Annotated in this window: 15 protein-coding genes and 1 tRNA gene; 6 read left to right on the top strand and 10 right to left on the bottom strand. The window is 62.7% G+C overall.

Annotated elements, in window-relative coordinates:
• Positions 1-13 precede the first annotated feature (13 nt).
• Complete coding sequence (locus Q0X62_RS06135; RefSeq protein ID WP_297732767.1) at positions 14-1,567, top strand: acetolactate synthase large subunit; 1,554 nt, start codon at positions 14-16, stop codon at positions 1,565-1,567.
• Positions 1,568-1,570: 3 nt separating this feature from the next.
• Here the strand turns inward: Q0X62_RS06135 and Q0X62_RS06130 are convergent, their stop codons facing one another.
• The 3 genes from Q0X62_RS06130 to Q0X62_RS06120 form a co-directional block, all read right to left on the bottom strand.
• Positions 1,571-3,394, bottom strand: coding sequence for an ATP-binding protein (locus Q0X62_RS06130; protein WP_297732765.1), 1,824 nt, complete (start codon positions 3,392-3,394; stop codon positions 1,571-1,573).
• Between the two features lie 170 nt (positions 3,395-3,564).
• Positions 3,565-5,121 carry a porin gene (locus Q0X62_RS06125; RefSeq protein ID WP_297732763.1) on the bottom strand — a complete coding sequence of 519 codons (1,557 nt, stop codon included), beginning with the start codon at positions 5,119-5,121 and terminating at the stop codon, positions 3,565-3,567.
• Between the two features lie 300 nt (positions 5,122-5,421).
• Positions 5,422-5,498: transfer RNA gene (locus tag Q0X62_RS06120), tRNA-Ile, on the bottom strand.
• Positions 5,499-5,676: 178 nt separating this feature from the next.
• On the opposite strand from Q0X62_RS06120, the gene Q0X62_RS06115 reads away from it, so the two are divergent.
• On the top strand, positions 5,677-6,384 hold the full coding sequence (locus Q0X62_RS06115; protein WP_297732762.1) for an SIMPL domain-containing protein: 708 nt from the start codon (positions 5,677-5,679) through the stop codon (positions 6,382-6,384).
• Between the two features lie 12 nt (positions 6,385-6,396).
• Here the strand turns inward: Q0X62_RS06115 and panD are convergent, their stop codons facing one another.
• On the bottom strand, positions 6,397-6,762 hold the full coding sequence (gene panD, locus Q0X62_RS06110; RefSeq protein WP_297732760.1) for an aspartate 1-decarboxylase: 366 nt from the start codon (positions 6,760-6,762) through the stop codon (positions 6,397-6,399).
• Positions 6,763-6,993: 231 nt separating this feature from the next.
• On the opposite strand from panD, the gene Q0X62_RS06105 reads away from it, so the two are divergent.
• From Q0X62_RS06105 to Q0X62_RS06095, 3 genes are all read left to right on the top strand, one after another.
• Positions 6,994-7,734 carry a hypothetical protein gene (locus Q0X62_RS06105; protein ID WP_297732758.1) on the top strand — a complete coding sequence of 247 codons (741 nt, stop codon included), beginning with the start codon at positions 6,994-6,996 and terminating at the stop codon, positions 7,732-7,734.
• The gene (locus Q0X62_RS06100; protein ID WP_297732756.1) at positions 7,734-8,588 is read left to right on the top strand and encodes a M23 family metallopeptidase; all 855 of its coding nucleotides are present in this window, start codon (positions 7,734-7,736) and stop codon (positions 8,586-8,588) included. Before Q0X62_RS06105 ends, Q0X62_RS06100 begins: the two co-directional genes overlap by 1 nt.
• Positions 8,589-8,656: 68 nt before the next feature.
• Positions 8,657-11,158 (top strand): ATP-binding protein, encoded by a 2,502-nt coding sequence (locus tag Q0X62_RS06095; RefSeq protein WP_297732754.1) that lies wholly within the window; start codon positions 8,657-8,659, stop codon positions 11,156-11,158.
• A 9-nt stretch (positions 11,159-11,167) separates the two neighbouring features.
• On the opposite strand, the gene Q0X62_RS06090 is transcribed toward Q0X62_RS06095, so the two are convergent.
• From Q0X62_RS06090 to Q0X62_RS06065, 6 genes are all read right to left on the bottom strand, one after another.
• Positions 11,168-11,590 carry a secondary thiamine-phosphate synthase enzyme YjbQ gene (locus Q0X62_RS06090; RefSeq protein ID WP_297732752.1) on the bottom strand — a complete coding sequence of 141 codons (423 nt, stop codon included), beginning with the start codon at positions 11,588-11,590 and terminating at the stop codon, positions 11,168-11,170.
• Positions 11,591-11,628: 38 nt separating this feature from the next.
• Positions 11,629-14,163 (bottom strand): P-loop NTPase fold protein, encoded by a 2,535-nt coding sequence (locus tag Q0X62_RS06085; RefSeq protein ID WP_297732750.1) that lies wholly within the window; start codon positions 14,161-14,163, stop codon positions 11,629-11,631.
• A gap of 285 nt (positions 14,164-14,448) precedes the next feature.
• On the bottom strand, positions 14,449-16,569 hold the full coding sequence (rpoD, locus tag Q0X62_RS06080) for an RNA polymerase sigma factor RpoD (protein ID WP_297732748.1): 2,121 nt from the start codon (positions 16,567-16,569) through the stop codon (positions 14,449-14,451).
• Positions 16,570-16,621: 52 nt separating this feature from the next.
• Positions 16,622-18,463 (bottom strand): DNA primase, encoded by a 1,842-nt coding sequence (dnaG, locus tag Q0X62_RS06075; protein ID WP_297732746.1) that lies wholly within the window; start codon positions 18,461-18,463, stop codon positions 16,622-16,624.
• A gap of 122 nt (positions 18,464-18,585) precedes the next feature.
• Positions 18,586-19,050: a GatB/YqeY domain-containing protein gene (locus Q0X62_RS06070; protein ID WP_297732744.1), complete on the bottom strand. Its 465-nt coding sequence runs from the start codon at positions 19,048-19,050 to the stop codon at positions 18,586-18,588.
• Positions 19,051-19,309: 259 nt separating this feature from the next.
• Entirely contained in the window at positions 19,310-21,499 is a 2,190-nt protein-coding gene (locus tag Q0X62_RS06065) for a tetratricopeptide repeat-containing sulfotransferase family protein (RefSeq protein WP_297732742.1), read from the bottom strand.
• 220 nt (positions 21,500-21,719) lie between these two features.
• On the opposite strand from Q0X62_RS06065, the gene carA reads away from it, so the two are divergent.
• Positions 21,720-22,892: a glutamine-hydrolyzing carbamoyl-phosphate synthase small subunit gene (gene carA, locus Q0X62_RS06060; RefSeq protein WP_297732740.1), complete on the top strand. Its 1,173-nt coding sequence runs from the start codon at positions 21,720-21,722 to the stop codon at positions 22,890-22,892.
• The last annotated feature ends 53 nt before the right edge of the window (positions 22,893-22,945 follow it).

Raw genomic sequence — 22,945 nt, 5'->3', positions numbered from 1 at the left:
ACGGGGTCGATCCATGTTCGCAGCTGAAAGCCTGGTCCGCACGCTCATCAATCAGGGGGTCGAGGTCTGTTTCACCAATCCCGGCACCTCCGAGATGCACATGGTCGCAGCCCTCGACCGGACGACCGGGATGCAGTCCGTTCTCTGCCTCTTTGAAGGCGTCGCCACCGGCGCCGCCGACGGTTATGCCCGCATGGCCGACAAGCCGGCCTGCACCCTGCTCCATCTGGGGCCAGGCGCCGCCAATGGCCTCGCCAATCTGCACAATGCCCGGCGCGCCTATGCGCCGGTGGTCAATATCGTCGGCGACCATGCCCGCGATCACCTGAAGTTCGATGCGCCGCTGACCTCTGATGCGGACGGCGTCTGCCGCCCGATGTCGCGCTGGGTCGGACGGGTCAGCGATCCGTCCGAAGTGTCGACCATGGCGGTCGAGGCGGTGCGCCAGTCTTACGGGCCGGAACGCGGCGTCGCCACGCTCACCCTGCCCGCCGACTGCGCCTGGTCCGATGCTGAACCGGCGGTGATTGACCGCGTCGCCATGCCCGGACCCAATCCGGTTCCCGACGCCACGATCGATGCCGTCGCCGCGGCCCTCAAGGCCGCGGAAAACCCGGTTCTTTTCCTGGGCAATGACGCCTGCCGAGAAGATGGTCTTGCAGCGGCGGGCCGGATCGCCGAAGCGACAGGTGCGGCGCTGTTCATGGACACCTTCGTGCCGCGCATTGCGCGCGGTCATGGCCGGGTCTCACCCAAGCGGCTCGGCTATTTCGGCGAACAGGCGCTCGAGGAACTCGGCGGCGCCGACCTGATCGTGATTGCGGGTTCGAAACCACCGGTCGCCTTCTTTGCCTATCCAGGCCAGCCGAGTGAATTGACCCCGCCGGGAACCCGCACCGAGCACCTCGCCGGCCCGGCCGATGACGTGATCGGCGCGCTCGAAGCGCTGGCTGACGAGCTGGACGTCGCAGGGACCAAGCTCGATCTGCCGGAATTGTCGCAAGCGCCCAAACTCTTCCCCGATGAAGCCCTCAACCCCGGCTATGTCGGCATTTCCCTCCTGCGCCACATGCCGGAGGATTCCGTCATTTGCGATGATGCGACGACATCCGGCATGGGCGTCTTTCCCTGGATCACTCATGGCCCACGCCACGACTGGCTATGCCTGACCGGAGGGGCGATCGGCTCGGGCATGCCGCAGGCTGTGGGCGCGGCCCTCGCCTGCCCGGACAGGCAGGTCTTCGCCCTGTGCGGTGACGGGGCGGCGGCCTATACGCTGCAGGCCCTGTGGACCCAGGCCCGCGAGAAGCAGAATGTCATCAATGTCGTCTTCGCCAATCACTCCTACCTGGTCCTGAATGTCGAACTGGCGCGGGTCGGCGCTGGCAATCCCGGCCCGGCCGCCCAGCAGATGCTGTCGTTGGACAATCCCAAGATGGACTGGGTCAAGCTGGCGGAAGGGTTCGGCGTTCCCGGCCAACGCGCGCGGACTGCCGGCGAATTCGATAATGCGTTGAAACACGCTCTCGCCGAGGGCGGACCGCAATTGATCGTCGCGGAAATCTGACCGTCAGCCGTTCGACATTCGGCTTTCGTCACCGGTCGGTGCTTCATCGCGGCGATCGGTCACCAGCGCGCTTTCCAGCACGCGGCGCAATTCGGCGATCTGGACCGGTTTGGGCAGATAGTCGGTAAATCCGGCGGCGAGGAATTCGCGGCGGTGATCATCCGATGCCAGCGCGGTGACCGCAATGATGCGGGCATCGGCGGACTTGCGGGTTTCGCGAATGCATTGCATCGCGCTCACCCCGTCCATTTCGGGCATCTGGATGTCCATCAATACTACGTCATAGGCAAGCGAGGTCGCCTTGTTGACCGCTTCGCGACCACTCGCGGCGCAGTCCACAACCAGCTCGTCGGCTTTCACCACCTGCTGAACCATGGCCTTGAGCACGAGCTGGTTCGTCATGACGTCATCCACAACCAGCACACGGCCCGCAGCCTCGACGGGTTTGGTGGAGGCCGGATCAGGTTTGGCGGTTTCCGGTTCGGATGCGGTGAGGCGCTCCAGCGGCACGTCCACGGCAAAGGTGGAGCCGCGCCCCATTTTGCTGGAGAGCGTGATCTTGCCGCCCATCTTTGTCACCAGGCGGCGGCAGATGGCAAGGCCCAGCCCGGTACCGCCATAGCGGCGCGTTACCGACGCATCGACCTGATTGAAGGGGTCGAAAATCTTGTCCTGCTTGTTTCCGGGAATTCCGATGCCGGTATCGCGAACCGACAGGCGGACCCGCGTCTTGCCATCGCGCACCTCGCCGACCGTCGCCAGCGAGACGCTGATCCGGCCAGAATGCGTGAACTTTACGGCATTACTGAGCAGGTTATTGACGACCTGCCGCAGCCGGACCGGGTCCCCTTTCACAAAGCACGGGACACCAAGCTGGTTTTGTACTGTCAGCACCACGCCTTTGCTCTCGGCCTGCGGTCGCCAGTGATCGGTCATGTTGCGGATCAGTTCCGCCAGATCGAACTCACGATTCTCGAGTTCGAGCGCGTCGGCTTCGATCTTGGACAAATCGAGAATGTCATTCAGCAATTCAAGCAGCGCCTTGCCGCTGTCATCGATCAGCTCGAGGCTGCGTCGGTGATCATCTGTGAGACTGGGATCGGCCTGCAATACATTCGTCATGCCCAGAACGCCATTGAGCGGGGTTCGGACCTCATGGCTCATATTGGCAATGAAATCCGACTTTGCGCGATTGGCCTGCTGGGCCGCGATCAGGGCCGTTTCCAGCTGTTGGTTGGCCGAGGCCAAGGCGCGCTGTGCATCCGTCGTCGCCGACCGGAAGCTGGACCCGAACAGGACAATCCAGACGCAGGACAGGGCGCCGGCAGCAACCAGCATGTCGAGCAATTCGGACGGATTGAAGCCGAGGCGCCCGCCCTCTGTTACATGTGCGTTGCTCATGATCAGGCCGAAATAGGCGGCAAGCGGTATGACCGCGAACAGGGCTGCCCGTGCCCCCCAGGCGATATAGGCCCCGAGGACAATACCGGGCAGGTAAAGTGTGGCAGGCGGGAAGGAGCCGCGATTGGCCCAGGCCGCAGCGAACAGGACGATCGAGGCGAGCAGGATCATGATCGCGATCGTGGCGTCCGGTCGGCGGAGCTTCAGACCCGTGACGCCCACAATCCCGGCAAGCATGGCTGACGCCAGACCGAGTTCCGCCATGCCCGGGCGGCCATCGAGAACAAATGCGAGCACGCCGGCATTGACCAGGCCCATCAAGGTAAAGATCGCTGAATAGGCGACGGCGATACGCGCTTTGATGGCATAATCGAAATCGACGAGCGGATCAGCACCCGTCCAACGGTCGATCTGTTTCCACAGCATATCGCGCGATCCCTCCTCAATCGGGTCGGAATATAGCCTGCCAGGGTTAACAAATCCGTGTGCTCTGGAAGATATCTTACCTTTGATTGTGACGCGCTTTTCAGGTGAGGATCGAGATGCGCCGCCCCAAAGCGGGACGGCGCTCACTCGCCATTTCCGGTCTTGATTTCCTAGAAAGTGGCCTGGACACCAAAGGTCAGGATATCCGTCGTGGCATCCCGCTCGGACCAGGTCGAACCGTCCGGGAAATTGCCGCCGCTGAGGAAGTTGAGCGGGACCCAGCCATCGGTGTGGATGTACTCGCCGAACATGTTCACACCCGGTGCGAGGAAGTAGGACAGGCCAGCGACATACTGGTCCTGGCGCTCCCAGGGTGCGCCGTCATCACCCGCGCGGAAGCGGCTGAACTCGAGCGAGACGTCGAGCGGGCTTTCTGCACCGATGTCCATGGAGTAGCGGCCGCCCAAAGCCCAGGAGGAGGTCTCGCGTGCTTCGAAAACGCTGAGCGGATTGGTCGGATCCGGAACCGCCGATCCCGGCCAGATATCAGTGGTTTCCTGGAATTCACCAAGGAATTCGAAGGCCCCCATCGTCACACGGCTATAAACCGCATAGGCCGGGTTATTGTCGGCACACGGGTTGAAGTGGAAAACGGGATAGGCCTGGCAGTACGGGCTGGCATGCTCGTAGCTGGCACCCACCATGATCGAGCCATCTGCACCGATCGGCGCCGTGTAATTGGCGTCGACGGCGAAATTATTCACCCGCGACGGGACATTGGTGCCCTGAACCGGTGAATTGGCCGCGCGGAACTGGGCGCCGCCCTGGATGCCCATCGCGCGGATGTGAAGCCCGTCATTGTAGTAGCCAACCAGGCCGCCATAGGCGAGACCGGCGAAAGAGTGCCAGGTCGTCGAATTGGTGAAGGGGCTGACCGTGTCATTGAGGCCGAAGGGCGTATCCATCTTGCCGAGCGCGGCATAGATCGGCGACGTGTCGAGATTGCCATACATCACCCAGGCCTTGCGGACCTGGACCTGATTGCGGTTGAGGTCGGTGATGGTGCCCTGACCGAAGCTCTGCTCCGGATTGTAGAGCAATTCCATATAGGCCGTAACATTGTCCGAGACGCGAGCCGTGGCCGCCAGCTGAGCGGAATGAACGACCATTTCGGAGACGTCTTCACCGATCTGGTTGGCCGAGGTCGGGTGACGCATCAGCCAGCCGAACTTGGTGTCGGAATTCGAGCGCTGGTAGTTGGCCAGAACCGTCACACCACCGCTCAGCGTGACGCGATTGTCCAGCTGGCCGTTCTGCATGGCCTGGAGCTGGATCAGCTGCCGCTGATTGACGCCCTCGGCATGGTCCAGGACATCAAAGCTGTACTGCGTACTGAGGCCGACGAAATTCTGGCGATAGCTGTCCTGGTGCGCGGCATGATGGTCCGCATTGGCGACCTGCTCCGGCGCATGGCCGGGTCCGGCATGATGCGGCGCAGTGTGCGGCGCGCTGTGCGGAGTCGCGTGCGGTGCGGCGTGCGGCGACGCCGTCGCTTCCAACGCGCCCTGGGCCTCGAGGAATTCGAGCAGGCGGCGATTGGTCTCTTCCAATTGCTCGATACGCGCTTCAAGCGCTTCAATACGAGCGTCGTCGTCTGCAAACGCGACGGATCCGGTTGACGAAAGCGCAATCACGCTCGCGCCAAGCGCAAGGATATTTCGGTACATGATGTCCCCTGTGTGAGAAGTCGGCGCACCTGTCCCGGGTCACGCCGCAAGCAAGCGGTTTCCAGCTACCCATATCCGCCTCTCAAGACAAGCATTGCGGGTAGCTGTCGAAAACGAAGTGTGAATGCGTGGAAGCGACCCATCCGCCACGACGGAAATCACACCGCGCGAAAACGGTCGCCCATGGTCGGGGTGCGCTTTGGGTCGAACCCAGAGGGTTCCCAAGCGCGACCGCGCGCCGGCCGGTCAGGCCGCCCCATCGGAGGCGTGAGCGCAGCGAGCTGCCGTGAGATCAGAAAATGGTGGGCCCGGAGGGACTCGAACCCCCAACCAAGCGGTTATGAGCCGCCGGCTCTAACCAATTGAGCTACAGGCCCGCTGTTAAAGCGTGGGCCCATGGTTACTGGCTCTTGGCGCTGTCGCCAAGACGGGTTGGCAGGCATTGTTACAGGTCTGACATCATGATGGCGAAAATGAATCGCGCGCGTTCAGCGTGCGCTCAGCCACATCGGTGTTAGTGTCGCCGCAAATCAACCCGTCACGGAGAGCGACACCATGATCCGCACACTCATCACCTCCACCGCCCTGGCCGCCACGCTGTGCCTGCCGGCCTTCGCCCAGACCCAGCAAAACGAGCCCACCCTGTCCCTGTCGGAAAGCGCCACGGTGCAGATGGCGCCTGATTTCGCGACGGTTTCGTCCGGTGTCGTGACACGCGCAGAGACCGCCCAGGCCGCTGTGCGCGCCAATGCCCAGGCCATGAGCGAGGTTTTCGGTGCCCTGCGTCGCGCCGGCGTCGAGAATGATGACATGCAGACCGCCCAGCTGTCCGTTTCGCCGGTCTATTCCGACCGCCGCGAGCCCAACCAGATCGAGCGCACCATTATCGGTTATGAAGCCCGCAACCAGGTCAGCGCCAAGGTGCGGGACACCGACCTTGTCGGTCAGGTCATCGACGCCATGGTGTCGGCCGGCGCCAACAATATCAATGGTGTCACCTTCGGCGCTGAAGACACCGATGACGCCCTGAATGCCGCACGCCGCGAGGCCATCGCAGGACTGCTGGCCAAGGCCGAACTCTTCGCCGATGCGGCCGGCTTCGAACTCTGCGGCATCCGCAATATGGGCGAGAGCAATTACCGCCCGCAGCCCGTTTATGAATCCCGCATGATGAGCATGGATGACGGCGCCTCCACGCCGGTCGCGGCGGGTCAGCTGACGCTCACCGCGACGGTCAGTGCCGATTTCTGCATCAATCAGTAAACGAAAGGCTGATCAGGCCGCCTGGGGCTTGGCCATGACCTTGTTGTGCTCGTCCAGGAGGACCACAACCGGGTCATACTGCTCGGCCTCGGCGGCCTCCATCCCGGCATAGGCAACCACGATGATGCGGTCGCCGACCTGGGCCAGGCGCGCGGCCGCGCCATTGATGCCGAAGGTCCGGCTGCCGCGCGGGGCCTCGATGGCATAGGTGGTGAAACGCTCGCCATTATTGATGTTGAGCACATCGACCTGCTCATAGGGCAGGATGCCCGCCGCATCGAGATAGTCGCGGTCGATCGAGATCGAGCCTTCATAATGAAGGTCGGCCTGGGTCACGACGGCCCGGTGCAGTTTGCATTTCATCATGGTGAGGCGCATCGCGCTCCTCCAACAACAACATATTGCGGTGCACATACGGGCAAGCGGGGCAAAATTCAACGCCTGTCGCCCGCATGTACGGTTCACAGGGATGTTGGTCTCGCCCGATTCCCTTGCCAGCGCGTGAACGCCGCGCGCCGCAGCGGCGCGCCGCACCGGTCACACTCTCATCGAAGGTTCATGCGAGGCGTGCGAAAAAGCGCTATACTCTTGGTTGGGGAGAGACTGATTATGCAAAGATCAAGGTTACTCGCACCGCTCGCCGCCATGCTGCTGGTCAGCACAGCCTCGCCGGCGCAACAACAGACCGGCGCACCGACGCGCCAACCCGTTCCGACGCAGATTGATCCGGCCCAGATCGATCCGGCCCGGCTCGAACAGCTGACGACCAATTTGCAGCCACAACAAATTCCCCAGCCGGATGCTCCGGTCGCCATGGCGATCGATTGGGGCCAGGCGGCCGAGGATGTCCAGCTCCAGGCCCGGCAATTCCAGCGCACCTCGACGGTCGCCGCCGTCGCCCAGACCGCCCTGCCCTTTGCCCGCCCGACCAATCCGGAAGCGGCCGGGGTGGCCAATACGGGCCTGCCCGTTCTCATCCCCGGCACAGCGGCACTGGGTCTGGACGGCAATGCCCGCGTCCTGCTTTTCCCGCGCGAGCATTTCTACAATCTCTCCATCACCGCACCGGGCCTTCTGATCGAGGTCTTCGGAACACGCCTGGCCCATGCCCGCGCCCCCGACCCGCTGAGTACGCGACGTCTCAATGCCGGCGACGCCAACGGCTATCGCATCAGCGCGACGGAATTTGGTCGTGAGCTGAGCTTCAACCGGTACGGGGCCGCGTATTCCATCAGTGTGGAATGTGACCGTCCGGAAACCGATGCACGCTGCCGGGACGACACCTATGTGCGCAGTCTGGCGGACTCGCTGATCATCGCCGCCGGCAATCCGGCGTCAGGAGGTCAGTGATGTCTCGCGAAGCCGAGCTGACCCTCGCCGCCGCCGTGGCCGCAGCCGGTATCGCCGCCATGATCTGGTGGCCGATAGAGGACACGCCGTCGCCGTCGGGCGACGCGCCGATTGCCGACGAGGCGCCCGCACCGGTCGAGGAAACGGACCCGGAGCCCGAGCCCGAACCGGATCCTGAACCGGAACCTCTTCCCGATCCGGACCCGGTCGACGAGGCCGGCGATATCTTCACCTGGTTGCCGCCCGGCGACCTGGTAGAGGAGTCCGGGACCGGTCAAACCACCCAGATCAATTACGCGCCCGACATGCGCTTCCCGATGGAAGCCGGACAAGCCTATGCCAACAGCCAGGTCTATGGGTATGGCGGCTATCTCGGCCCTTCGGGTGGTCAGTGCAATGCCGCCAATTATGACTATGCGTGGCGCGATAATTTCTGCGAGACGCGCGGCTATGGCACGCCCATGTGCCCGGCCGGTGTCGGGCATCAGGGCCAGGATATCCGGCCGGCCAGCTGCCAGGATGACGTCCACTGGGCTGTCGCCGTCGCCGATGGCACGATCACCTCGATCGGGACCTATTCCGTGCGACTGATGACCGATGACGGTGTGCGCTACACCTACCTCCATCTCGACAAGGACACACTGGAGGTAGAGCCCGGCGACACGGTCAGCCGCGGTGAACGGATCGGCTATGTCTCGAATGAATTCGGTGACACGGCGACCACCATCCACCTCCATTTCGAAATCAAGATGGCGATCGATACCGGCGCGGGCATCCAGAACACGCCGGTGCCGCCCTATCTCGCCTTGGTGGACAGTTATGAGCGGCTGTTGACCGGGCAAGAAGACAACTGAGGCCACGCAGTGTCGTAAAGTGCGAATTAACCACGCCTGGTGCGTGATGCGACCGGACGAGGTTCCTCATGCCGCGCTACCGCTTGCTCCTGCCGCTTCTGGCGGCCCTGTTCTGTCTGGTAATCTTCACCTTTCTGGCCCTGCATATGCGGTCGCAGGAGCACTACGCCGTGCGGGTTCACCTGCAAGAGATCGCGACCAATCTTCAATACAATCTCACAGAACGCGTCGAGATAAATCTCGACGGTCTTGATCGCATGGCGGGGCGTTGGGTCCGCCAGGGCGGTGCCGAGCAAAGCGAGTGGCGCGCTGATGCACGCGCCTATGTCGAGGACAATCGCGAATTGCGCGCGGTCCAATGGGCCAATCCGGATTTCCGGCTCGAATGGGTAGAGCCCCTGGCCGGGAATGAAACAGTCGTCGGACTGGACATATTGTTCGAGGAATATCGCGCCCGCGCCGTCATGCGCGCGGTCAATACCCGCCAGCCCAATAACAGCGCCGCCATTCATTTCGTGCAAGGCGGGACCGGTTTCCTGGGGTATTTCCCGCTTTTCATCGATGAGCGTTTCGACGGTTTGATCGTCGGTGTCTTTGATGTCGCGGGCATGGTGAGCGGTGGCCTCCCGGAGGATTACGCCGATTATGTTGCGATCCGCGTGACCGAGGCCGGAAACGTCATTCACGAGGCTGGAATACCGGTCAGCGAACAGCTGAACACCACCCGGACAGTGGAACTGCCGGGCTCGGTCTGGACGGTGGAGATCCGGCCAGCTGCACCGCTTTACGCCGAGGAGTTCAGCTCCACCCCGATCATCATCCTGTGTCTCGGCGTGCTGGTCTCCATCGGCATCGGCATGGGCACACATCTCGTCCTGAGTGGTCGCATCCGCCAGAGCGAGTTGACCCTGGAGCGCGAAGCCGCCTTCGATGAACTCGAGCGCAATCGCGAACGCATGGCCCTGGCCGTGCGAGGTTCGGCCGATGGCTTCTGGGACTGGGACCTGACCACGGGCATCATCTACCATTCGCCGCGCTTGCGCGCCCTGCTCGGCTATGAAGCGGAAGCCACACACATCGCTGCCGCGGAATATCCTGATGATATTCACCCCGACGACCGCGAGGCGGCGATGGCCGCATTGCAGTCCCACCTCAAGCACGGCACGGATTACGACCTGCGAATTCGCTATGCCTGTGCCGATGGCGATTATCGCTGGTTCCGTACGCGCGGCCTGGCCCACCGCAATGACGGGCGGGTCACCCGCATGGCCGGTTCGATCACGGACATCACCGATCTCGTGCGCGCCCGCGATCGCGCCAATGCGGCCAATCGCGCCAAGTCGGACTTCCTGGCCAATATGAGCCACGAGATCCGAACGCCGATGAATGGTATTCTCGGCATGGCCCGTGTCCTCGCCGACAAGAAGCTGGCCGATGATGTCCAGTCCAAGCTCGATATCATTGTGCGCTCGGGCGATACGCTGATGCATCTGCTGGATGATATTCTCGACCTGTCAAAGATCGAGGCCGGGCAGATCGAGCTCGACCAGGCCCCCTTCGATCTCACCATCATCGGCAATCGCGTCTCTGCCCTCTATGCCGACGCCGCGGCGAGGAAGGGGCTGACCCTCACTATCGATGTCCATGACAAGCCGGGCCAATACCGCGTCGGCGACCCGCTTCGCCTGTCCCAGATCGCCAACAACCTGGTCGCCAATGCCATCAAGTTCACGGCGAGCGGCGAGGTCAGCCTGTCTCTCGGTCCGACGAACGATGTCGAGGACGGAGGCAGTGACGGGGACGAGACCAGGCAGGAGATCGAGCTGGTCGTGACCGATACCGGGATCGGCATGACCGAGGCGCAGTGCGGAGCGATTTTCGAGAAATTTGTTCAGGCCGACAGCTCCACGACACGGCGCTTTGGCGGGACCGGCTTGGGCCTGGCGATCTGCAAGGGCCTGGCGGAACAGATGAATGGTTCGATCTCGGTGCGCAGTGAACCCGGCAAGGGGACACGCTTTGCGGTTCGGCTGCCCCTGGACGCCGTGGAACAATCCGAAACGGCCGAACTCGCACCGGATCTGATCACGTTGGGCGGCGTACTGACGCTTGATGGTCGCCCGGCGCGCATTCTCGCAGCCGAGGACAATCTCACCAACCGCCTTGTCCTGAAGGCCTATCTCGACAAGCTCGGCGTCGAGTTGCAAATGGTCGAGAATGGCGCTGCCGCAGTCGCCGCCTTCCAGCACGGCCAGTTCGATCTCGTCCTGCTGGACATCCAGATGCCGGTCATGAATGGCGAGGATGCCATCCGGGAGATGCGCGCCTTTGAACGTGCCGAGAACCGGCTGCCAACGCCGGTCATTGCCCTCACCGCGAATGTCATGACCGACCAGGTCAATCGCTATGCGATGTTGGGCTTCGATGCCCACACCGAAAAGCCGCTGAGCCCGGAAGGTCTCGAGCGAACCATGCGGCGCCTCCTTCTGGGCACCCAGATCCGGCGGTCGGCACGGCCGTCCACGGCCCACAAGACCGATCGCGCCGGAGACGCACCCGCTCAAGGTTGACGTTTTCGACTACACCGAAAAGTGAAGCACCACTTCGCGCCGATGCGGACGGTCCCGGTGTTCGAACAGATAGAGCCCCTGCCACGTCCCCAGCAATAGCCGGCCCTGCTCGACCGGTATCCCGATTGAGGTCTGGGTCAGCGCCGCCTTGATATGCGCCGGCATGTCATCCGGCCCTTCCGTCGTGTGGGCCAGCCAGGACATGGACGGATCATCGGCCGACGGCACCAGGCGCCGAAAGAATTCCTGCAAGTCCCGATGCACGTCCGGATCGGCATTTTCCTGGATGACAAGGGAGCAGGATGTGTGGCGAACGAAGGCGGTGAGGAGGCCGTCGGATGCGGAATATTCGCGTGCGAAGTTTGTGGCGACGTGGGTGATTTCGTAGAGACCGGGGCCGGTGGACTGGATGTGGTGGCGATGGAGGGGCATGGGCGACTTGTGGAACGGTTGCGGTACAGGGGCTAGCCCTAGCCGCGCTGGCCTTCGGTAAATTCACGGACGACATCCGGCGTCAGATGCAAGACATCGTCTGCGACAAACAAGGCCGTAACAGCGCTCAAATCCGAGAATTGCCGAAACTCGGGCCCGTCCGGAACCGGCGTCCGTTCCGCGTCTACCGGATGGAAGCAATTGGCCAGGTCAGGTTGGTCAACAAGGATATCGATCAGGGCCGGATAGCATTGCTCGAGAATAGCCCAGCGCGCGATCAGGTTGCGGCGTTCTTCCGACACATTGAGATCCTCGAAGAAGGCTTCGAACATGTACACGCCATAGGCGTTAATAACGCGCTTGATGACGCGCGGATTGGCCGGGAAACAATCGATCAGATCACGCAGCCTGTGCTTGGCTGCGCGGGTTTCTGTCTGCGAAACGCTCTTTTCCAGCGCATCCGCCGTTTTTTTTGCGGCTTCTCGTACCGTTGGCCGTACCTGCGTGTCAGTTTCAGACAATGCCGTCTCAACAGGGGGCGTCGCGGTCGCGCGCCCCTCCGTCTGCCGTACCTTCAACGCTTCATCGAAGCCCCTCGAATCGCTCAGCGCGTCAGGGGGCTCCTCCGCGTCTTCATCGCCCAAAAGTTCGCGGATATAAGCTTCCCGATAGTAGGACGGAATGCGTGGCAAAGGCACCGACAACTGGAACACCTTTTCCAGAAAGAGGTAACCCAATCGGTCTTCCTGCTGTCCCGACTTGCCAACAAAATCGCAAAAGGCTGTTTCGAAACTTGTTCGGAGCCATTTCCGATCCGCGGCGACAACGAAGACAACATTGTCTTTCCTGAAGTGGGTCTGGATACCGGTCAGCACGTCAACGACGTATTCGGCCTGGCACCGGTCCAGATCATCGATGAAGATGCATACTGGTCTGGCGAGGCCGCCGGCAAGGTGACGAAACCGTGTGCGGACCCGTTTCCAAGGATTGCGACTGAGGCTGAAATAGAAATCCGATTGCTCTTTTGCCCCGAATAAAAGACGACGACCAAGTGCGGTGAACGTCACGAACAATGTCGTTCCAGCGGCGATCAAACCGGCAATTTTTGGCCAATCGATACCCGCGTCCGTGACGAACAGGCCTTGAGAGATCAACAGCCAGCAAAGTAGGGAAACTGCGACAACAGCAAACAGAATGGGGGCGAGGACATCTCCGATACGCCGCGTCCACCACCACAACCGGGTCCAAATGACTTCATGCCAGGCGCCCCGGCGATTCTTCTCGTCAATGCTAGCCTGTCGCAACAATCGCAAGAAGGGCCACCATGGCAGTTTGCGGTGTTCGTGCTCCCAAGCATTGAAAGTGAACACCGCCCAATTTTCGGCGTTCTGTCGATCGCCGTCTTGCAGGATTTCTGTCATCATCGCGATAACAGAGGATTTTCCCACGCCCCATGGCGCGTGCATGTGAATGGCGAAATCAAAAGCGTCCGTATCCGCCTTCAAACCTTCGACCAGATCGACCAGCTTGTGGGCAAAGGGTCGCCGCCCGAGGCGGTCTTCCGTGGTCGGGGCGTCGCGATTGCCTCGCGCCTCGTCGGTAATCTTCGGGGATTCAGGTGGTCGGCTCGCGAGTTCGGCACTGGACGCGTCTTCCGCGAGGCCGTGGCTGATATCGTTGTGGGATTCGTGGTCGTCCTGCTCGTTCGCCGTTTCTCCCTCTTCTTCGTCATCCTCATTTATTATCCTTCTTATCGATTTCAGAATCTCGTCCTTCGACGGTTCCGAGGTCTGAGGTTGACCGCGGATCTGATTCACCACTGACGCGATTTGCGCATTGGCGACCTTTGGCCCCGCCCGCCAAGCGTCCTCCCGAACAAATAATACTCTCGCGACTTCCGCTTCAATATTGACTGGGTCACCGCGAACCCTCGCCTCGTACCAATCAGTCCAAACGGCCCAACGCTCGCGCTTTCGGCTCAAAAGGTGCTCCCGCAGAGCCCACCAGCAATCATCGAACCAATCTGGTGTGGCCTGCCAAAGCGGCATGGGCACAAAGTCCATACCAACAACGCCATCATCGTAGGCTTGAAGGTCAATCCGCTCCTGAATTCGAAAATCTTCAACAGCTCGCGAGCCAAAGTCTGACTCGGCAATCGCGATCTTTGATGAACGAACAGAGTCCAATAGTTCACGACGCGCTTGGTCGCTGCTTTCCTCGCGGCTAACCGCAAACGCTACGCTCGCCGCGGCATTCTGAACCGCTTGCCCAAGCGGGTCAGTGGCCAAATTGGCCATCTTCTGGGCCGCCAGCCCTGCAAGTCGTATGTTTTCGCGCTCACCATTGGACGTTAGCCCTACCGATACCGCCCATCCTGCATTCATCGCCCGAATGGACGATAGGACCATCAATTCTGAACCGGGAAGGTCCACTAGGGACTGGAGCCGGATGAGAGGTATCAGCCTCAGAACTTGCCTTGCCACGAGTGTCGATAAGGCCTGAACATCGGCCTTGCCAGAAACCTTGGGGTCCAGCGCGGATGCGAGGTCAACTGGAGATTTTGAGTGATCCATCGCCCCTCACCAATGTCTTACCATTTCCATCCCACAACCTAGCGACCCGACACACGACTGGCGAGCACCTTTCCTCCCCACACCGTGGGGAGGTGGCCGCGCCGGAGCTTTGCGGAGGCGGGGACGGAGGGGCTGAGATGCGCAGCATCGAAGCGGGCACCGCTCCCGGCCTGCGGCCGCCCCATCGACCCGGCGCTTTGCACCGGGCCACTTCCCCACGCGTGGGGAAGAAAAGCGTCGGCGACTGGGCACAAAAAAGCCGGCCCAAGGGCCGGCTTTTTCAGATCAATTATCCAGGAAGCTCCGCAGCTTCCGAGAGCGGCTCGGATGCTTCAGCTTGCGCAGGGCCTTGGCTTCGATCTGGCGGATGCGTTCGCGGGTGACCGAGAATTGCTGGCCGACTTCTTCCAGCGTGTGGTCGGTATTCATGCCGATGCCGAAACGCATGCGCAGGACACGTTCCTCACGCGGCGTCAGGCTGGCGAGAACCCGCGTCGTGGTCTCGCGCAGATTGGCCTGGATGGCGGCATCGATCGGCAGGACAGCATTCTTGTCCTCGATGAAATCGCCCAGATGGCTGTCTTCCTCGTCGCCGATCGGCGTTTCCAGGGAGATCGGCTCCTTGGCGATCTTCATCACCTTGCGCACTTTTTCCAGCGGCATGGCGAGCTTTTCGGCCAGCTCTTCCGGGGTCGGCTCGCGGCCGATCTCGTGCAGCATCTGCCGGCTGGTGCGGACGATCTTGTTGATCGTCTCGATCATGTGCACCGGGATACGGATGGTGCGCGCCTGGTCGGCGATCGAGCGGGTGATCGCCTGGCGGATCCACCAGGTGGCATAGGTCGAGAATTTATAGCCGCGGCGATACTCGAATTTGTCGACGGCCTTCATCAGGCCGATATTGCCCTCCTGGATCAGATCCAGGAATTGCAGGCCGCGATTGGTGTATTTCTTGGCGATGGAGATGACGAGACGCAGATTGGCCTCGACCATTTCCTTCTTGGCCACGCGGGCCTCGCGCTCGCCCTTCTGGACGGTGCGGACGATGCGGCGCAGGTCTTCAATCGGCACACCGGCGCGCTGGGTCAGATCGGCGAGGTCGTCACGGATCTTGCCGGCATCCGTGCCTTCACGATCAATGAAGCGGGCCCAGGCCTTGGACGTGGACGCCATCGAGGTCGGCCATTCCGGATTGAGCTCATTGCCGAAATAGCTGTCCATGAATTGCGCGCGCGGAACCCCGTGGGCGTCCGCCATGCGCAGCAGCTTGCCTTCCAGCGCCATGCGTTCCTTGTTGATCGCATAGAGCTGCTCAACCAGCGCTTCGATCCGCGCATTATTGAGATGCATCGTGTTGAGATTGGTCACGATGGCGTTTTGCAGGCCCTCGTATTTCTCGCGGCTCTGCTTGGTGAGGTCCTTGCCCTCGATGCGGGCGGCGACCAGCTTGTCCTGCAGCTTGCGGAAGGCGGCAAAATCCGTGGCGATGGAGTCCAGCGTCTCCATCACGCCATCGCGCAACTCTGCTTCCATGGCCGACAGGGACAGTGACGCGCCGTCATCATCATCGTCGTCATCATCGTCATCGGACGAGGATTCGCTCTCTTCACCGTCTTCATCATCGTCAGACTTGGAAGACTTCTCGCCGTCCTCGTCATCCGCGTCGCCATCATCGTCGGATTTCGGCTTGGCGGCAGCGCCGCCGGCCGGGGTCGGCGTCTCGCCCTCACCCGTTTCATCCTCTTCACCGTCTTCGGCGGCTTCCGCCTGCTGGCCGCCATAGGTGGCGTCCAGATCGATGATGTCGCGCAGCAGGACCTGGCCCTCGGTCAGCTCGTCGCGCCAGACCATGATGGCTTCGAAGGTCAGCGGGCTCTCGCAGAGACCGCGGATCATCGCATTGCGACCGGCCTCGATGCGCTTGGCAATGGCGATCTCGCCCTCGCGGGAGAGCAGTTCGACCGAGCCCATCTCACGCAGATACATACGCACCGGATCATCGGTGCGGTCTGCGGAGGTCGGCGTGTTCTGGCCGGTGACGGCGGTTTTGGAGGCGCCGGCCACGGCACGGCTGTCGCTCTCTTCTTCCTCGTCATCATCATCGTCACTGTCGTCGGAGCTCGCGCCGGCCTTGGCCGTCTTCGCGGGCGCTTCGGCAGCGTCGTCGTCCACGTCAGGATCATTGTCCACGACATTGATGCCCATTTCGGATAATTGGGCGAGCACGTCCTCGATCTGCTCGGACGAGAATTCCTCGCTCGGCAGCACCGCATTCAGCTCGTCATGGGTGACATAACCGCGCTTCTTGGCGGTCTTCACCATGTTCTTGACTGACTGATCCGTCAGGTCCAGCAGCGGACCATCCGAATTTTCCGATGCATCATTGGCTTCGGCCGATTTGCTCATTTATTCGTCCCTTGTCGCGCCGCCCTCGAGCGCGCAATTGGAATTATACGCATCAGGAAGATTCCGAACGAGAGCTTTCGTACCGGTAGGCGTCGACCACCTGCCGAAAGCGTTCTGAATCCGCCTGCTTGAGTTCTTCGTCCAGACGGGCACGCGCCTCATCACGACGTGTCTGTGCTTCGCTTCGTTCCATATAGGCGTGAGCCAGCCGCTTCCAAGCCTCAGCCCTCACCTCTGGAGACGCCTCCATACCGCCCAGTTCCGCCCGCATGGGTCTGCGCTCACCGTCCAGCCGCTTCATCTCTGCCGCGTATCCGGCATCGGCCAATTCGGCCCTTAGCGTGTCGGTCTGCACAAACTGCCCAGAAGAGCAGGCGTCTAGAACGGCGTCGCGCAGCCTGTCAAGCGATCCCAACCGCAAAAGCGCGAGCGATTCGACCTGAGAGGCCGCAATTTCCGGGTATTCAATCGCGGCAACCAGGAGAAGCTGACCCAGCCGTGCCGTCGGATTTCCCTGTCTGGACTGCTTGTTTCGCAGCTCGGCGCTCGCGCCCAGTGGAACGCCCTTGCCCGGTCGCCAGGGACCGCGGCCACTGCGCGACCCGGACTGCGCCCGGGTGCCGAAAAGCGCATCCATGCGCTGGTCGAATTCGCGCTTGTATTCCTCGCGGATATCCGTGTCGGCGATCTGGGCGACCAGAGCCCGTATCCGGCGACGGAAACCGGCCCGGCGATCGGGATCGTCCAGCGGTTCGACCAGGACTTCGCGTTCCCAGATCAGATCCGCCAGGGACCGGGTCTCGCGGAAGATGGCGCGCAGGGCGTTTGCGCCTTCCTCGCGCAGGAGGTCATCCGGGTCCTTGCCGTCGGGCATGAAGGCAAAGCGCAGCGTCTTGCCCGGCTGCAGGAGCGGCAGGGCGCGGTCGGCGGCCTTGAAGGCGGCGGCGCGGCCGGCACTGTCACCGTCCAGGCACATGACGGGCTCGCCACCGGCGCGCCACAAGAGCTGGATTTGCTCCTCGGTGATCGCTGTCCCGAGCGGCGCCACACCATGCTCCAGACCGGCCCGGGACAGGGCGATCACATCGAGATAGCCTTCGGCGACGATCAGGCCGCGAATATCCTGCTTGGGGTCGGAGGCCGCCTTGCGTGCCTCGGGATAGCGATAAAGCAAAGACCCCTTGTGGAAGATCGGCGTCTCGGGCGAATTGAGGTATTTTGCCCGCGCTTCCCTGGAAAGGGCGCGCCCACCAAAGCCGACCAGCCGATTGCGGGGGTCGTGGATGGGGAAGGTGATGCGATCGCGGAAGCGATCATAGGGTGAGCCACTATCGGGCTCGATCAACAGGCCGCACTCGACCAGATCGGCGATCGGCGCGCCCGCGGTGATCAGCTCGTCCTTCAGGGCAGTGCGACTGTCCGGCGCGAAGCCGATGCCGTAGCGCACACAATCCTCGCCGGTCAGGCCGCGCGATTTGAGATAGCGCCGCGCCTCTTCGGCGGCCGGCGTCCGCAGCGCCCTGAGAAAGAAGGTCTGGGCGCTCTCCATCCACTCGACCAGGGATTTGCGATGCTGGGTCTTCTGTTGGCTCTCGGGGTCCGGCTCGGGCAGGCGCAAACCGGCCTCACCGGCCAGGCGCTCGGCCGCCTCCATGAAGGAAAGCCCTTCCATTTCTTCGAGCCAGGTGAAGACATCGCCATGCTTGCCTGAGGCGAAGCAATGATAGAAGCGCTTGTCATCATTGACGAAAAAGGAGGGTGTACGCTCTTTCTTGAAGGGCGAGAGTCCAACGAATTCGCGGCCCTGACGTTTCAGTGGGACCGAGCGGCCAATGAGGTCCGACGGGCGCACGCGCGCCTTGATCTCGTCGATAAAATCCTCATTGAGACGCATGATGGTCGACGCACTCCGTGATCGCGATCCGCCCCACACAGATCAGCCGCACATGATGCGCGCGATTGATCCGCGCGTCACGCCCTCAATGCAAGACTGGCGGATGGCAGGGATGGGGCGGGTCAGGCTGAGGCGAGCAGGTCCTTGACCTTGGCGCCAGCCTTGGCGAAGTCCATGCGGCCGGCATAGCGCGATTTCAGCTCGCCCATGCACCGCCCCATATCCTTCAGACCGCTGGCATCGAGCTCGCTGACCACCGTCTCGGCCGCATCCGCGATTTCACCGTCATCCATCGGTTTGGGCAGGAATTCGCGCACGATATCGGCTTCAGCGCGCTCGGCTTCTGCCAGATCGAGACGGCCGGCCTTTTCATAGGTCGCGGCACTTTCCTCGCGCTGCTTCACCAGCTTGGTGAGCAAAGTCATGATCTCGGTATCCTCGCAGCCGGAGCAGCGGTCCTCCGCGCGCGCGGCGATATCGCGATCCTTGATGGCAGCCGAGATCAGTCGCAGCGTCGATAGGCGCGACTTGTCCTGGGCCTTCATGGCCGTTTTCATATCCGTGGTGATGCGTTCACGAAGCGACATTGTATCAACCAAACCTATCCGGGCGCCTGACTTGGCGCGTCCTGACAAGATCTCCGGTGTGAAGAACTTTTCCTGGGCCCGCAATGCGATGCCAAATGTTTCGAACAATGCGGGGCCTTCTTGCTGGCAACTCACGCCTGAGGCTTGTGCCTCCGAAACGAGGGGCCGGGAATTATTCCGTCGGCGGCAAAGAATCAAGCCCGAAGATAAAACGTGATCGAATGCCGGGTTTGCGAAAATGCCACGGGGCCATTTGCGATCAATCGACCGCGTCGCCGGTTTCCGTTGCAAATCCCCAGACTTGCGCCCGCTTCCACAAGGGCGCGCAGGCCGCCCCGTCGAGAAATTCGACAAAATGCCGCCAGCGGTCGCGGGAGCCGGTATAAAGCGGCTGGGTGACCTGGTGAGCGCTCGGGGTCGAGATTCGGCGGCGGGCCCGGGCGGTCTCGAAGAAACGCGCTTGCTGAGCTTCCCAGTCCCGCCCGAGCATCGCCATGACCGGCGCAATGGCGGTCTCGGGATCATCGATGAGCGCTTCATAGACCACATCCGCCCAGCGCGGCTGACGCCAGGCCACAAACCGGTCCCAGAGATCGAAGCTGGCCGCGTGGAAGGCCGCAATCCGCTCCAGCCGTGTCATCACCATCATCGCATTGTTGGGGGCGAAGTCCTGGGCGAAATTGCTCACCGCCACGTCGAGAGGATGACGACGCGCAAGAATGAAACCGGCCGCCGGGAAGATGCCGTGGATCACCGCGACCCAATTGAGATTGAGGGGAAGCTTGTCGATCACGCAGACCCCGGCCGGCGGCTCGCCGGCATGATGCGCCAGGCGTTGCCGGTAGGCCGTCCGCAGCGCGCCGACATCCGCCGCCTCGACGCCGTCGAGCCAGGCTTCGCTGAACTCTGTTTCGTCACCGGCCATGCCCGGAACCACCGAGCGCAAGGCCTCAATCAGGATCGGCTTTTCCTCGACCACCTTAATGGTGCTGTGAGATCGCAACACACTGTCCAGAAGCGTCGTGCCCGAGCGCGGAAAGCCGACGAGGAAGGCGAGATCGCTGCCCGCCTCCATATCCGGCGTCACCTCTGGCGTGATCGCCGCTTTCGTCCCCGACGCGATTTCCGCGTCCAGGCGCCGGGTCAGGCTTTCGAGGCGCGCCAGCGGGCGGGTGTGATCACACTGGCCGGCAGCTTCCCAACCCGCTTCAAGCAGGCGATTCCCGACCTCGAAATGGCGCCAAGCCTCTTCAAAGCGACCCAGACGGTCAGCGATCCGGCCAGCCGCAAAGCTCGCACCCCGCCGGGCATCATCCCCGAGCTGGCCGGCAAGCGCCAACTTGATCGCCTGGTCGGCCCGTTCAACAGCGCCAGACCGCAGCAGGGCGCGGGCGAGGGCGTGATGAAGATCGGGATGGTCGAGATCTGCGCCCCTCGCCTGCGCGTCTTTGTACAGGCCCAGCCAGGCGCCTGGGTCGAGATCACGCTCGTGGTAGACGGCGGCGGCGATCAGCAATTTGGCGGGTGACTCACCGTCTGCAAGGGCCGTCCGGAAAACCTCTGCAGCCGCGTCGACCTCACCGCACGCATCCAGGACCCGCGCTTCAAGCACGTGCCATTGGGTCGCCTCGCCAATCCGGGCGTCCGGCAGGCTGTCGAGCCAGGCGCGCGCCACGTCGGAGCGACCCTGGGCGAGACAATGATTGCAATAGGCTTGGGCGAGCCTCAGGCGCGGGCCACACAGGTCCAGCGCGCGAAGCAGGACCGCGTCCACATCGGCATGGCGGGACACGGCGTCGCTCAGGACGGTCGCCAGGGCGTACCAGCCATCGGATTCGTCCGGGGCCAGCGCAATCGCTCGCCGGGCATTGAACTCCGCCTGCTGCCAATGCCCGCAGGCCATGGCCAGACGAGAGAGCGTGATCCAGAGGGCGGGCCGCTCGGGCAAGACCCAGATCAAGGCCTGTGCGGCCTCAAAGCGCTGCTCCGCATCGCGCCCCGCGATCGCCTCGCCCAAAGCCGCCAGCTGATCCGCCGCAGCTGTCTGCCCGGAACGGTCCGCCATACCGTCAAAGCGAGCCCTTATGGCATCGTCTGCCGGGTATTGCGCAGCGGCAGCCTTGAGGGATGGGTCATCAGGCAGGCGGGCGCGCGCCTGATCGAGACAGGCCGCCGCCCGGGTCGGCTCACCGAGTTCAACCAGGGTCCGCGCCAGACCGATCCAGAAGCCGGCCTGGTCCGGGCGCAAGCGTGTGGAGTTGAGGAAACAGGGCAGTGCCAGCCAGGGCTGGCCCGCCATCAGACTGACCGCACCGAGATTGTTGTGGGCGCTGGCCAGATGCGGATCGAGATCCAGCGCCCGGCACCAGGCCAGCGCGGCGCCGTCGCGGTCACCGGCCTTCAGGCAGGCATTTCCCTCTGCAATGAAGGCTTTGACGGCTTCACTCATGATGACGGCTGATCCCCTGCTCTGCCGGTCAGTATCGCGAGCCGCCCGCCCTGGCTGCAAGCGGGGCGTGCAGGCGTGGTCGGAGGCCGGGTTTCGCCATCGCTTCGCTATTGACCCGGCCCGCCGCAGGGTCTAGCAGAGCGCCCGTTTACCCGCCCCTTGCCGTCGACCGATTCTGGCGGCTGTGATGGTGCCCCGCGAGACCCCTGGAGACACAGTCATGACGTCCACGCCGACCCAAACTCCAACCGGCGCGCTGGCGCTTGCCGATGGCACGGTTTTCCTGGGCCACGGCACGGGTGCGACCGGAACCGCTCTGGGCGAGGTTTGCTTCAACACGGCGATGACCGGGCACCAGGAAATCCTGGCCGACCCGTCCTATGCCGGACAGGTCGTCTGCTTCACCTTCCCCCATGTCGGCAATGTCGGTGCCAATTCCGAGGACGAGGAAGCGGCCTCCGAACCGGCCCGCAAGGCGGCGGTTGGCATGATCAGCCGCGCCAAAATCACGCCGCCGGCGAGCTGGCGCGCCGAGCAGACCTTCGAAGAATGGCTGCGCACCCGTGGCATCGTCGCCCTGACCCGCGTCGACACCCGCGCCCTGACCCGCAAGATCCGCGAAGACGGCATGCAGATGTGCGCCATCGCCCATGACCCGGCGGGCAATATCGATATCGACGCCCTCAAGGCGGCCGCCGCCGGCGCGCCGACCATGGAAGGCCGCGAACTGGCCGCCGATGTCGCCCGCACCGAAGGCGGTGAGTGGACGGAAGGCAATTGGACGCTGGGCGAAGGTTATGCGGTCGGACCGGAAGCGGGGCCACGTGTCGTCGTGCTCGATTACGGCGTGAAGGCCAATATCCTGCGCCTTCTGACCGGTGCCGGCGCTCGCGTCGCCGTCCTGCCGGGCAAGGCCAGCTTCGACGAGATCACGGCGCTCAATCCGGACGGCGTCGTCGTCTCCAACGGCCCGGGTGACCCGGCCGAGACCGGCAAGTATGCCCTCACCACCATCAAGGCGCTGCTGGACGCTAAAATCCCCACCCTCGGCATCTGCCTTGGCCATCAGATGCTGGCCCTGGCCATTGGCGCCAAGACCGCAAAAATGCCCCAGGGCCATCATGGCGCCAATCACCCGGTCAAGAATCACGAAACAGGCCAGGTCGAGATCGTGTCGATGAATCACGGCTTTGCCGTCGATGGCAGCACGCTGCCCGCCAATGCCGAAGAGACCCATGTCTCGCTGTTTGACGGCTCCAATTCCGGCTTCAAGCTGACCGACAAGCCCGTCTGGGCCGTCCAGCACCACCCGGAAGCCTCTCCGGGCCCGCAAGACAGTTTCGCCGTCTTTGACCGGTTCGTGGGCGAGCTGAAGGGCAAGGTCGGAGCGTAAGAGTCCTCGACGACGCGATACCCGTCTTTGTGAACGGCTGGCGCAAGGCGCAA

Source organism: uncultured Maricaulis sp., assembly GCF_947259345.1.
GTDB lineage: Bacteria > Pseudomonadota > Alphaproteobacteria > Caulobacterales > Maricaulaceae > Maricaulis.
Note: the sequence above shows the minus strand (reverse complement) of the source record. Positions and strands in the feature narration are given on the sequence as shown.

Coding starts and splice junctions, on each gene's coding strand:
- Q0X62_RS06115 (WP_297732762.1), top strand. CDS start 5,677: ATGATCCGCACACTCATCACCTCCACCGCCCTGGCCGCCACGCTGTGC.
- carA (WP_297732740.1), top strand. CDS start 21,720: ATGACGTCCACGCCGACCCAAACTCCAACCGGCGCGCTGGCGCTTGCC.
- Q0X62_RS06105 (WP_297732758.1), top strand. CDS start 6,994: ATGCAAAGATCAAGGTTACTCGCACCGCTCGCCGCCATGCTGCTGGTC.
- panD (WP_297732760.1), bottom strand. CDS start 6,762: ATGCGCCTCACCATGATGAAATGCAAACTGCACCGGGCCGTCGTGACC.
- rpoD (WP_297732748.1), bottom strand. CDS start 16,569: ATGAGCAAATCGGCCGAAGCCAATGATGCATCGGAAAATTCGGATGGT.
- Q0X62_RS06095 (WP_297732754.1), top strand. CDS start 8,657: ATGCCGCGCTACCGCTTGCTCCTGCCGCTTCTGGCGGCCCTGTTCTGT.
- Q0X62_RS06100 (WP_297732756.1), top strand. CDS start 7,734: ATGTCTCGCGAAGCCGAGCTGACCCTCGCCGCCGCCGTGGCCGCAGCC.
- Q0X62_RS06065 (WP_297732742.1), bottom strand. CDS start 21,499: ATGAGTGAAGCCGTCAAAGCCTTCATTGCAGAGGGAAATGCCTGCCTG.
- Q0X62_RS06070 (WP_297732744.1), bottom strand. CDS start 19,050: ATGTCGCTTCGTGAACGCATCACCACGGATATGAAAACGGCCATGAAG.
- Q0X62_RS06085 (WP_297732750.1), bottom strand. CDS start 14,163: ATGGATCACTCAAAATCTCCAGTTGACCTCGCATCCGCGCTGGACCCC.
- dnaG (WP_297732746.1), bottom strand. CDS start 18,463: ATGCGTCTCAATGAGGATTTTATCGACGAGATCAAGGCGCGCGTGCGC.
- Q0X62_RS06130 (WP_297732765.1), bottom strand. CDS start 3,394: ATGCTGTGGAAACAGATCGACCGTTGGACGGGTGCTGATCCGCTCGTC.
- Q0X62_RS06125 (WP_297732763.1), bottom strand. CDS start 5,121: ATGTACCGAAATATCCTTGCGCTTGGCGCGAGCGTGATTGCGCTTTCG.
- Q0X62_RS06135 (WP_297732767.1), top strand. CDS start 14: ATGTTCGCAGCTGAAAGCCTGGTCCGCACGCTCATCAATCAGGGGGTC.
- Q0X62_RS06090 (WP_297732752.1), bottom strand. CDS start 11,590: ATGCCCCTCCATCGCCACCACATCCAGTCCACCGGCCCCGGTCTCTAC.